The organism is Vibrio orientalis CIP 102891 = ATCC 33934, assembly GCF_000176235.1.
GTDB classification, from domain to species: Bacteria; Pseudomonadota; Gammaproteobacteria; order Enterobacterales; family Vibrionaceae; genus Vibrio; species Vibrio orientalis.
Genome location: NZ_ACZV01000005.1, coordinates 912,879 through 925,066, shown reverse-complemented (window position 1 = coordinate 925,066; position 12,188 = coordinate 912,879). Strand labels below are relative to the sequence as shown.

11 protein-coding genes are annotated in these 12,188 nt (G+C 44.5%); 5 read left to right on the top strand and 6 right to left on the bottom strand.

The features are described 5' to 3' along the window. Window positions 1-188: 188 nt before the first annotated feature. From VIA_RS15050 to VIA_RS15035, 4 genes are all read left to right on the top strand, one after another. A complete protein-coding gene (locus tag VIA_RS15050; protein ID WP_004413944.1) occupies window positions 189-1,493 on the top strand; it encodes a TolC family outer membrane protein in 1,305 nt (434 codons plus the stop codon). A gap of 1 nt (window position 1,494) precedes the next feature. Then, window positions 1,495-2,106: an OmpA family protein gene (locus VIA_RS15045; RefSeq protein ID WP_004413943.1), complete on the top strand. Its 612-nt coding sequence runs from the start codon at window positions 1,495-1,497 to the stop codon at window positions 2,104-2,106. A gap of 100 nt (window positions 2,107-2,206) precedes the next feature. After that, window positions 2,207-2,560: a DUF2750 domain-containing protein gene (locus VIA_RS15040; protein WP_004413942.1), complete on the top strand. Its 354-nt coding sequence runs from the start codon at window positions 2,207-2,209 to the stop codon at window positions 2,558-2,560. Window positions 2,561-2,708: 148 nt separating this feature from the next. Then, the gene (locus tag VIA_RS15035) at window positions 2,709-4,685 is read left to right on the top strand and encodes a tetratricopeptide repeat-containing diguanylate cyclase (RefSeq protein WP_004413941.1); all 1,977 of its coding nucleotides are present in this window, start codon (window positions 2,709-2,711) and stop codon (window positions 4,683-4,685) included. Here the strand turns inward: VIA_RS15035 and queC are convergent. Beyond that, window positions 4,642-5,340 carry a 7-cyano-7-deazaguanine synthase QueC gene (gene queC, locus VIA_RS15030; RefSeq protein WP_004413940.1) on the bottom strand — a complete coding sequence of 233 codons (699 nt, stop codon included), beginning with the start codon at window positions 5,338-5,340 and terminating at the stop codon, window positions 4,642-4,644. The two genes, VIA_RS15035 and queC, sit on opposite strands and share 44 nt — an antisense overlap. 11 nt (window positions 5,341-5,351) lie before the next feature. Further along, window positions 5,352-6,020 carry a 7-carboxy-7-deazaguanine synthase QueE gene (gene queE, locus VIA_RS15025; RefSeq protein ID WP_004413939.1) on the bottom strand — a complete coding sequence of 223 codons (669 nt, stop codon included), beginning with the start codon at window positions 6,018-6,020 and terminating at the stop codon, window positions 5,352-5,354. A gap of 157 nt (window positions 6,021-6,177) precedes the next feature. Here queE and VIA_RS15020 point away from each other — a divergent pair, with 157 nt between their 5' ends. After that, window positions 6,178-6,987, top strand: coding sequence for a Cof-type HAD-IIB family hydrolase (locus VIA_RS15020; RefSeq protein WP_004413938.1), 810 nt, complete (start codon window positions 6,178-6,180; stop codon window positions 6,985-6,987). A 44-nt stretch (window positions 6,988-7,031) separates the two neighbouring features. Here the strand turns inward: VIA_RS15020 and VIA_RS15015 are convergent, their stop codons facing one another. The 4 genes from VIA_RS15015 to prpF all read right to left on the bottom strand — a co-directional run bounded on the left by VIA_RS15015 (window position 7,032) and on the right by prpF (window position 12,177). Next, a complete protein-coding gene (locus tag VIA_RS15015) occupies window positions 7,032-8,459 on the bottom strand; it encodes a bifunctional NUDIX hydrolase/phosphatase PAP2 family protein (protein WP_004413937.1) in 1,428 nt (475 codons plus the stop codon). Between the two features lie 12 nt (window positions 8,460-8,471). Continuing rightward, window positions 8,472-8,951: a GNAT family N-acetyltransferase gene (locus tag VIA_RS15010; RefSeq protein ID WP_004413936.1), complete on the bottom strand. Its 480-nt coding sequence runs from the start codon at window positions 8,949-8,951 to the stop codon at window positions 8,472-8,474. A gap of 104 nt (window positions 8,952-9,055) precedes the next feature. Next, on the bottom strand, window positions 9,056-10,933 hold the full coding sequence (locus VIA_RS15005) for a propionyl-CoA synthetase (protein ID WP_004413935.1): 1,878 nt from the start codon (window positions 10,931-10,933) through the stop codon (window positions 9,056-9,058). A gap of 65 nt (window positions 10,934-10,998) precedes the next feature. Beyond that, entirely contained in the window at window positions 10,999-12,177 is a 1,179-nt protein-coding gene (gene prpF / locus VIA_RS15000) for a 2-methylaconitate cis-trans isomerase PrpF (RefSeq protein ID WP_004413934.1), read from the bottom strand. Window positions 12,178-12,188 lie beyond the last annotated feature (11 nt).

The following is a 12,188-nucleotide window of genomic DNA, read 5'->3' as shown; positions in this document are numbered from 1 at the left end:
TTTCACTTTTGAGACAGGAGTGCATTTGTACCAACAATTAACACTTGAGCAACAGTAATTTACTTAAATGCATTAGTTTTCTTATTCCAAGAGTGTTACTTTATTGGCGCTATTGATGGATATGTATCGAATTTGAGACAAAAAATTTGATTACTATCCTCTGCGAAGAGCACTTGAGGAGAACCAAAGTGAATTGGAATAAGTTGAAAGTACTAAGCTGCGCGGTTGCGCTTAGCTTTCCGGCACATAGTCAGACACTAGAGCAAGCTGTCGCTCATACAATTACAACCAATCCAGAAGTTAAAGCGTCATACAACGAATTTAGAAGTAAGTTTTTTGATTCTGAAGCATCATCTGGTGCTTATATGCCAAGAATTGATTTAGATGCAGGGATTGGCTATGAAAACGTCGATCTTGCCTCTGGTACAGAGAATGAACTTACTCGTAAAGAAGCAACGCTAACGCTTACACAGCTACTTTGGGATGGTTCAGCGACATTAAATGATATGGATAGAACATCTGCAGACGCTGAATCGGTTCGTTTCCAATTACTTTCTGACGCTCAGGACATAGCGTTAGAAGTGACTAAGATCTATCTTGATGCGACAAAAGCTTATGAAGTACTCGCACTTTCTGAAAGTAACCTAGCGGTTCATAAAGATATATATAGAGATATCAAAAAGCGAGTAGACTCAGGTATTGGCTCTACTGCTGATATGTCTCAAGTAGAAGCTCGTCTCGCAAAGGCTCACGGTAACCTACTTGCCGCTCAGAACAATCTCTTTGATGTTCACACCCAATTTAAACGTATCGTTGGGCAAGCACCTCAAGGCCTTATCTTCCCTCGTGCGGATGAAACAGCGATCCCTTACACGGTAGATGAAGCGGTTGATACGGCATTTAACCAACACCCTGTTGTAAAAGTCGCTCAGGCAGATGTTGACTCTGCTCGTTTCCAATACGATCAGACAAAAGGCGTTAACTACCCAACTCTTTCTATCGAAGCTAACCAAACATGGCGTGATGATGCAGGCGGTATTGAAGGTAGCAGTGATGAGTTCTCTGCGATGCTTCGCATGCGATACAACCTCTATAACGGCGGTTCTGACTCAGATCGTTCGGAAAGTGCCGCTTATCAGTTGAATAAAGCCAAAGATTTCCGCGACCGCACTTACCGCGCTGTCGAAGAAGGTCTTCGCTTATCTTGGAGTGCTCTAGATTTAACGGTTCAACAAAAAGAGTTTTTATCAGACCACGTAGACTCGGCATCTGATACGGTTATCGCTTACGAAAAACAGTATAAGTTAGGTAAACGTACTCTACTTGACCTTTTAAACACGGAAAACGAACTGTTTGAAGCTCGTAAAGGCTACTTAGACGCAAAGTATGATGAACAATACGCTAAGTATCGAGTGATGAATGCAACGGGTAACTTACTTGCATCCCTACGTGTTGACACCCCTGAAGAGTGGAATGAGAAGGTAGAATACTGATATGAACAAATCACTACTTACAATGGTTATTGCTGCTACAGTATTTGTTGCGCCACTTAAAGCTGAGGATGCGTACGAGTACAAAGAGACACCAAAGCCGAACCAAGTTGATGACTTACTGGATGAGGATAAAGATGGCGTTATTAATGCGCGAGATTTATGTCCTCAAACGCCAGCTAAAGCTGATATTGATAATGATGGTTGTGGTACTTACATTAAAACAGAAGAAGAGATGGACCTTCATATTCTGTTCCAAAATGATTCATCAATTATCCAACCAATGTTCTTAGCGCAAATCCGAGAAATGTCTGAGTTCCTAGAAGCTTACCCATCGACTTCAATCGAGCTTCAAGGCTATGCGAGTAAGGTCGGTAAAGCTGAATACAACCAGAAACTATCAGAACGTCGCGCTGAAGCTGTAGAAGCAGCTCTACTCGACAATGGTGTTTCTTCTTCACGTGTTCGCATCGTCGGTTTTGGCGATACTAGACTAGACGAACTGGGTGATGATGAAGTCAGCCATGCAATGAACCGTAAGGTTATAGCAACTGTGGTTGGGTTGAAAGGTAACGTGAAGGAAGAGTGGTCGATCTTCACTAAAATCGAAAAATAGCGCAAATTGTTATTTTAAGGGGGCTTATGTCCCCTTTTTTATTTGGCTTTTCAACGATGAGTGTTACTCTAGCAGCGAATTGACTTACGAGATTATTCCAATGAGCAAATTAACTTCTGATATTCAGGCAAACCTTGAACTATTCGTAGCTGAAACCAAGCAAACTAAACTTGTTTGGGGTATGCGTAATGAAGAAGGCTGGCTAGCGTGTGACTCAACTGAGTTCGAAAACAGTGAGGTTATGCCTTTCTGGTCGACACAGGAAGATGCAAAGGCACACAATGTTGAAGAGTGGGCTGACTTTGAAGTACTAGAAATTCCACTTGATATCTTTGTTGAAGATTGGCTGCTAACTCTCGCTGAAGATGGCGTGCTAGTTGGAACTAACTGGAATGACCAACTTGAAGGTAAAGAGATGGAACCTTCAGACTTAGCAAAACTATACCTTGCTTAATGCATATTAGAAAAGCGCTCTGATGGGCGCTTTTCTTTTTCTAATCCACCCTACCTACCTCGCATTTCTCCTGTTTCTACTGGGCAATAGATTGCACTCTATTTGTTTTACCCTCTAAAATACTGAAAACAAATAGAATTACACTACAATGAAACATCAACTCGTCAGTTATCTCTTCATTCTTGCCACTGCTTTACTCATATCTCCGACTTCTATCGCTAGTAGTGACTGGCAAGAGTGGGAACTTGCGTATCATGAAGTCTCAGCCAATAGCGATAGCCGTGGTCTCAGTATGCTTGAAGATCGCTATAACGCCTTGCCTCCGGGTCTAGAAAAGCTTTACATTAGCTCAAAGATCCATGGCTTCATGATGCTAAGAGGCCAACCCTACCATGGCAATCAGTTGGCTTTCAATCGAGACCACACCGAACGAGAACAACTGTTTATTGCCGCTCTTAATGCTGAAGAGCAGCTCAACTTTACATTATCGCTGAATAACTATACTCAGCTCCTGTCGTATGCAAACAAGACCAATGATATCCAAGGCAAGATTCTCTTCGAGTATCATCTTTGCCGCTCACTAAACAAACAAGGCCTGTATCACAACGCCAATATTTATTGCAGCTCACTACAAACCCATCTAGATGATGTTCCCTATTCACTATTACCTAAATACCAAGCGCTTAGAGTGATCGCTAATAATTTTGAGTCAATCGGCGACTACCAAACTGCATTGAAGTCTTATCAAGAGTATCTAACGATATTGCCGAGTAACGTTGACCCATCAGGGGTATACAACGACTCGGGTCTGCTATTAATGACCCTAGGACAAATCGAACAAGCGGTTGAGTACCTTAATATTGCGCTAAAAATCAGGCATGAAAACAACTCTCAACTTGAGTTAGCTCAATCTCATCACAGTATGGGTAAGATTCTGCTTGCGGCGCAAAACTATGACTCAGCTGTGCATCATTTTACTCAGGCAAAGACGATTCTGACTCAATATCAGCACAGCTATGGGCTTACGTACGCTCTACTTGGGTTAGGTCAAGCTAGTCATTTCCAAGGTCATTATTCGCAAAGCTATAAACTTCTGTTAGAAGCTTTGGAGCTTGCATCAATACAAGGTAACGATCAGCTAAGGGGTGAAATATACCTCACCTTATCTTCGTCCCTGCAAGATCAGGGCAAATACATATCTGCCGACAACTTCGCACAAAAAGCTCATCTTCTAGGCCAGAAAATCGGCAGCGTTGGGCTAAACACTTCTTCACTGAAAGCGTTAGCCTCAATTGCAGAATCTCAGCAGAACTATGAACAAGCGCTCGCATTCTATAAAGAATATACTCTGTCAGAATTATCCAAGCGCACGCTGCAGCACCAATCAGCTTACATTGCACTAGATAGCACGCAAAAAGAGTATCAACAGCAAGCTAACCATTTAAAGTCGATTGAAGAAAATAATGACTTGCTAGCAAAGATCGACAAGTTGAATTCCTTGAATACGATTTATCTAATTGTCATTGCCCTGCTCTGTTGCGCGATGACGGTTTATGCTTGGAAGATAAAACAACGTGCTCGCAAAGCGGAAATGGACTACCTGACTGGCGCGTTGAATAGAGCCGCTGCTATACGCGAAATAAAGTCTGTCGCTAAACTGACGAGTCAGGAACAAAAGCACTTACTGATTCTGCTCGATCTGGATGACTTTAAAAGCATTAATGATCGATATGGCCATCCAACTGGGGATACTGCGTTGACTCATGTCGCGCACATTATCAATAACCACCTGAATGAAGAGGACATATTTGGCCGTTTAGGTGGTGAGGAGTTTGTTGTTGTCGTCAAATGTATTGACGAGTTAGATGTATTGGAAAAGGTAGAAAGCCTGCATCAGGCTATTGCCCACACGATTTTTGAGGCAGAGAACAAAGAGAAGGTTAACGTGACTGCAACCCTCTCATTTCTTACTACTTCAAAAAGCTTGGGTGATTTTGATGAGCTCTATTCAATACTGGACCAGGCTCTCTATCAAGCCAAGCAAAGTGGGAAAAACTGTATCATTGACGCCTTAAACGAGCCTATTTATCTGCCTGCTTCTGCTTGCGCACCAATTCAGCCATGATCTGTTCACGATTATCAAGATAGCTATTTAGGCCAACTTTACGCAAATCACATGATGGGCAATCGCCACAACCGTCACCAATGATGCCATTGTAGCAAGTCAGTGTTTTTTCACGAACAAGCTGCAATGCGTCATACTGGTCGGCTAGTGCCCACGTTTCTGCCTTGTCCAACCACATTAATGGCGTAGCAATCTCAAGGTCACGATCCATACCTTGGACAAGCGCTCTGTTCATTGCTTTGACGAAATCGTTGCGGCAATCCGGATAACCAGAAAAGTCCGTTTCACACACACCTGTAATCACGGATTGAGCACCGATCTGGTACGCATAAATCCCGGCTAACGTAAGAAATAAGATGTTACGACCAGGAACAAAAGAGTTTGGTAAACCATTTTCTTGAAGTTCGTGAGAGACAGGAATGTCATCACGAGTTAGTGAACTAATTGCGAGCTCGTTAAGCAGGCCAACATCCATCACCTTGTGAGCAGCCACACCCAACTCTTTCGCTAAGCTCTGTGCAACTTCGATTTCAAGTTTATGGCGCTGACCATAGTCAAATGTAATCGCATGTACTTCATCGAACTCTTTCAATGCTTGCACTAAGCAGGTAGTCGAGTCTTGACCACCACTAAATACTACAACGGCTTTTTTCATCTGTAATTCCTTTATGCAATGCTGAGGTATTTGTGTGTTTGAATCGACAAACGCCAATTACGAGCAACACAAACATCAATACATAACTGGGTTGCACGCGGTTTTTGACTGATTGGCTGTAAAGCAACTGTCGTCTGTTCAGAAACTTTCGCTCTCTCAAGCAGTTCATCTAGCTGATCGATATCTTTCTGAGTTGCGACTGGGTGCTTGATTTCATTAGCGCGCAATAACGCACTATCAATTACTGGCAATTTACCTTTCATAGCCACTTTTGGTGACACTGTCACCCAGGTCTTCGTCGTTGCTTTAACTTCAAACGTACCGCTAGTTTCAATCTGACATTGGCAACCATTTTCTTCAAATGCTTGAGTCAAAGGTCGTAAGTCATAGATACAAGGTTCACCGCCAGTGATGACAATATGCTTGGCAGTGTAGCCTTGCTTCTTGTACTCATTAACAATATCTTCCGCGCTGACACCACACCAAGTCGGTGAGTCTTCCGTTTTAGCGAGAATTTCATTTAATGGGCGTTCATCTGTCGGAGTCGCATCCCACGTTTGTTTTGTATCACACCATGCGCAACCCACTGGGCACTCTTGCAAACGAACAAACACAGAAGGAACGCCAGTAAACACGCCTTCGCCCTGAATGGTCTCGAACATTTCGTTAATTTTGTACAATTTGAACTCAGCCTAACTCATCTACTAATTTCTGCAGGAACGAGACATTAAAGGGTTGGGCAAGCTAGGTCAACCCATTCATAAATTGATCAATCTAACTCAAGCGATTATGCTGCCCTCTTTTGTCAAATTTTAACTCAACTTTTTTAGGTAAGAGATGTACAAACTGATCGCTCTGGATATGGATGGCACCCTGCTAACCAGTGAAAAAACCATTTCGCAAAGAACTCAACAGGCAATTGCTCAGGCAAGAAAGCAAGGCGTTAAAGTAGTACTGGCCTCTGGGCGCCCACTCGATGGTATGCAAGGCAAAATTGATGAGCTCAGCATCGCTGGTGACAATGAATTCGTTGTTTATTTTAATGGCTCGATGGTAAAAGAAATTGGCAGCGGTAAACTGATTCATTCCGCCACAATTTCTGGTCAAGATGCAAAGCGCATTGCACTCCTTGCTCGAGAAATGGGGGCATACTGTCACGCCTTCAGTACCGAACTCGGTCTAATCACACCTGAGTTGAATGAATTCACTGACATCGAAGCAAACATCAACCAAATCCCTGTCACCGTTAAAGACTTTAATGAGCTTGAAGATGAGCATCCAATTATCAAGGCGATGATTGTTGCAGATCCAGCGACGCTGACTCGTATTAGTCAAACTCTCCCAGCTCAGTACCGTGATGAATTCACCGTAGTTCAGAGCGCTCCAATCTTCCTAGAGTTTTTAAATGGAGAAAGTAATAAAGGGGTTGGCGTCAAAGCGATTGCTGACCACATGGGTATCAGTGCAGAAAGCGTGATTTGCATGGGCGACGCGGAAAACGACCACCATATGATTGAATATGCGGGTTTAGGCGTCGCTATGGAGAATGCAATGGAACAAACCAAACACATCGCAGATATCATTACGGCGAGTAACAATGATGATGGCGTAGCGAAGGTTATTGAGAAATACGTTCTCAATCAGTAAAAGAAAAAGGCAGCCGTACGCTGCCTTTTCTTAATTAAGACCAATTAACGCCGAAACTTACTATTGATTCGAATAATCATCACAAACAACAAGATCATAATCGGATAGCGGACAGTTTCTGCAATTAGAGACAGCAAACCGCTGTGTGATAGTGTGACTACCCAATTGTCCAAAGCTAAATCTAAGCCTATGGTTAACAGAGCAGCGATAGCAATCGCCAGCCCTGAAGCTTTACTTTGGTCGAGCCTCAATGTCGCGACCAAAGCACTCACCGTTATCGTGATAGCTAACCAATAAGTAAACGCAGGAATTGGCCAGAAAAATGTCAATACCGCGCACAAAACAACTAAAGATAACCAGACCGATTTAGACGATAACAACTGCACTAAGTCAACATCGCGTTTCGCATCCAAACGAATCATATGCCATGCGCACAACCCTCCTAAGAGAGCACCGCTTATACTGTCTAACAAGAACGCGGCACCACTGTAAAATCTTGAGAAGCTCATCCAAGCAACAATGAGAACTAACGCCACAGACCATTGATTGATAGAAAGTCGATTAGTCGCATTTAACACTAACGTTCCGACACAAAGCCAAATCGCCACCGACAAACTAGGTAAGCTGTAACCATAACTCTGTGTCAGCTCGACTGCAGGAATATAAACATGTGGTCTTGGGTGTGCGAAACCTTGCTGAGCCACTAACGCAAGCAAGGATGTCACAGTAACAGCGAAGAATGCTTTATACGCAAACTGTTTGCCAAACTTCCAGTAAAGCAACGGCAATACGACCAGTAACACGAGTGGGTTAGCCAAAAACCCGCCCGAAAAGATCAACTGCTCAATAGAAAAACTCATATCACTTGGAAGACGATGGACAGCATTTTGAATCTCTACCATCCAATCAAGCTCAATCTTGTTGATTGCAGGCGCCGCTTCAACAAGATTGCCGACATAGATAACACTCTGATCCGTCGCATTTGGCAAACTATCGATAAGCCACTCTAGCTGTTCTGGGAAACGGTAGGCTTCTGGTGGTACGACCCCAGGGTCAATAAGCATTGCAGAGGCAATCTCTACACCATAATGAGGTGCAAACCAAACTGGCAATTCATTACCATCGAAGTGATTATTAAACTGAAAAGCAACAATATCCGAGTCAGAGACACAATCATAAATGATCGCTTCGTCGGTGCGTCCGAGTTCACCAACAATAGAGACCACCAGCCCTGTTTCTTCCCAAGTTTCACGCTGCGCAGCAACTGCTGGGTCTTCGCCTTGAAGGATGGTGCCTGCGGGCAGAGCAAGCTTCTTGGTCAATATTTCATTGACCATAACCACCTTCTCACCGGAACGGATGACACAAACCGCTCCTTTTAGATTTGATGCTTCATTGGTTGATGCAATAGATGGAGACGCGATTAAGAACAAGCCGATAAGGAATAAAAACAGATTTCGTGTCAGAGTCATAATGTCCATGATTTAAGAGGTAACTGCTTTACGCATCCAATGGATATGGTGGTTAAAGCCAGAGTGGTTATAGAATTCAATAGCAAGTTGGTTAAACTCCCATACTTCGACGAAGATCTGTTTGACGCCATATTCTTCAAATCGAGATTCAAGCTCACCGCATAGGCGCTTGGCAATGCCGTTTCCTCGACTAGCCGGCTTGACATAAAGCTCATCGATACTGCCCATTTGTACAGGTTGGCTGACTGTCGATACAAGCTCACAGAAATGTCCGGATATAAAGCCAACGACTGACTCCGCTTCGCATGCAACCAAAACAATGCACTCGGGATCATCAATGTAACGGGCGATGCTTTTCTCTTGTTCGATTTCTTGTGCACTTTTAAAGTGTTCCGGGCATTGACGGTGATGTTCATCATGCAACTCAAACATTTGCTCATTAAGCTGCTCTAAATCTTTCATCGACGCCGCACGAATAGCGACTTTCTGCATAAATATTTTCGCGTAACGAATAAAGTCATAGTTTGGCTGTTTAATTAAAATATATCAATAAAAAAGCCCCTTCAATTAGGGGCTTCACTTTATATTTCCGAAACTTATGCTTTAAGCACTCGCTCGATTTCATCTAGGCTGCTCGGATCATCAATCGTTGATGGTACAGTGTATTGTTCACCATCGGCAATTTGGCGAATAGTACGACGTAATATCTTACCTGAGCGGGTCTTTGGTAGACGCTCTACCACCAACGCGTGCTTAAAGCAGGCTACTGCACCGATTTCATCACGAACCTTACCAACTAGCTCTCCTTCCAGTTGAACATCGTCTACTTTCACGCCATCCTTTAGTACCACAAGTCCAAGAGGCATTTGACCTTTCAGTTCATCATGCACACCGACTACCGCACACTCAGCAATGGCTGGGTGGCCGCCAACAATCTCTTCCATTTCACCAGTCGATAGGCGATGCCCGGCAACATTAATCACGTCATCAATACGGCCCATGATGAACAGATATCCGTCTTCGTCTAAGTAACCTCCATCGCCTGAGACATAATAACCAGGGAACTGGCTTAAATATCCGGACTCGAAGCGGTCATGGTTACGCCATACCGTGGGCAAACAACTAGGTGGTAATGGACGCTTCAACGCAACAAAACCTTGCTGATTGGCGACTGCTGATTCACCCAGTTCGTTGAGGATCTCAACCTGATAACCCGGGACTGGTTTGGTTGCCGAGCCTGCTTTTACAGGCATCATTTCAATACCGGTCACATTGCTTGCGATCGCCCAACCCGTCTCGGTTTGCCACCAATGGTCAATCACAGGCTTATCCGCTTTGCTTTCGACCCACTCCAGAGTTGGTGGGTCAAGACGCTCACCGGCCATAAAGATCGTTTGAAGTCTCGATAGGTCAAACTGCTTGATGTAGTTACCTTCTGGATCTTCTTTCTTAATCGCGCGAAATGCCGTTGGCGCTGAGAACAACACATCAACCTTATGCTCTTCACACACTCGCCAGAATGCGCCCGGATCGGGAGTACGCACTGGTTTGCCTTCAAACAAAACGGTAGTACAACCGTGAATCAATGGCGCGTAGACAATGTAAGAGTGGCCGACAACCCAGCCAACATCTGATGCCGCCCAAAACACCCCATCTTGAGGAATGTTGTAGATTGAAGTCATCGAGTACTTCATTGCAACCGCATGCCCGCCATTATCGCGCACTACCCCTTTTGGCTTCCCTGTGGTGCCAGAGGTATACAAGATATAAAGTGGATCGGTCGCTAAAACGGGCACACAAGCATGAGGAAGTGCACTATTATAAGCCGCCGACCAATCCACATCTCGCTCGTTGTTTAGCTCGGCTTCACACTGCGGCCTTTGTAGGACCAAGACACTTTCTGGTTTCCAGCGGCTATCCATAATCGCTTTATCCACCAGCGGTTTATATGGAATAATTTTGTTTACTTCTATACCGCACGAGGCCGTCATAACCACTTTCGGCTCGGCATCTTCAAGACGGACAGCAAGCTCGTTCGCAGCAAAACCGCCAAAGACCACCGAATGAATGGCGCCAAGTCGGGCACATGCCAACATCGCCATTGCAGCTTCCGGTATCATCGGCATATAGATAACGACACGGTCACCCTTCGTTACGCCTTGGAGCGCAAGCATGCCAGCAATCTTTGCAACTTTGTCCCGCAGTTCACAATAGGTGTATTGCTGTTTTATTTCGGTCACTGGCGAGTCATAGATTAAGGCAACACTATCGCCTCTACCCTGTTCACAGTGGTAATCAAGCGCTAGCCATGAGGTGTTAAGGACACCGTCTGGAAACCATCGTTCGATACCATGCTCATCATTGGCCAATATAGTTTCCGGTGTTTTAAACCAATCGATATTATTCGCTTGTTCAGCCCAAAATGATTCCGGTTCATTGAGTGCCCATTGATATTCTTTCTGATATGCAGACATATTGCTTCCTCCAGTATGTCCTGACATTGCTTTATTTATGTCGTTTGTAACTGACGTGGAGCCAATTACTCAAAGATATCGGAGGGTACACGCACAAAGCCCTCCATCAAGATGCGAGCACTTCGGCTCATTGATGCTTTTTCTGCACTCCAGGCGTCGGCGAGTTTTAGCGCTTTGGCACCGACTTTTAGTGTGCCCGACGGATGCCCAAAGGTAACCGACTCCCGTTCACCTCCACCGCAAGCAATATTGACTAAAGTGCCGGGAATACACGCAGCTACAGCAATAGCGACTGCCGCGGTTCCCATCATCGCATGGTGCAACTTCCCCATTGATAAGGCTCGAACAAGAAGATCAACCTGCTGTTTGTCAATTTGTTTGCCACTCGACGAGACATAGCTTTTGGGCTTTGAGACAAACGCAATCTTTGGAGTGTGCTGTCGGCTGCTCGCTTGCTCTAAGCTGTCAATAAGGCCCATTTTTAATGCGCCATACGCTCGAATGGATTCAAAGCGGTCTAAAGCAACTTGGTCATTGTTGATCGCCTCTTGTAGCTCTGTACCTTGATAGTCTAATGCGTCTGCCTCAATAAAGATGGTCGGTATCCCTGCATTAATCAGGGTGGCATTGAAGGTTCCTACGCTAGGAACTTCCAAAGTATCAACTTCGTTTCCTGTCGGGAACATACTGCCTTCACTTGACCCGGGAGACATAAAATCGACTTGTATTTCTGCAGCAGGAAAAGTGACGCCATCAAGTTCAAACAACCCTGTTTCTTGAACGCAGCCATCAACAATAGGAACATGAACAACAATACTCTTGGCGATATTTGCCTGCCATACTCGCACCTCCACGGTACCTGTATGCGGAATACGTTGTTGATCGATTAAGCCCGCATGAATGGCAAAAGGGCCAACAGCTGCAGATAAGTTGCCACAATTGCCACTCCAATCAACAAATGGTTTATCAATGGCTACTTGCCCAAACAGATAGTCCACATCGTGATCAGATCGAGTACTTCTCGAAACAATCACTGTTTTACTGGTACTTGACGTTGCCCCGCCCATGCCATCGATTTGCTTGCTATAAGGGTCAGGACTGCCAATGACACGAAGTAGTAAGTTATCCCTTGCCTGCCCCGGAATTTGCGCCTCTGTTGGGAGATCTTCTAGATTAAAAAAGACGCCTTTACTGGTGCCTCCACGCATATAGGTAGCGGGAACTTTGATTTGACTTGATGCCATGATTCTCTCCT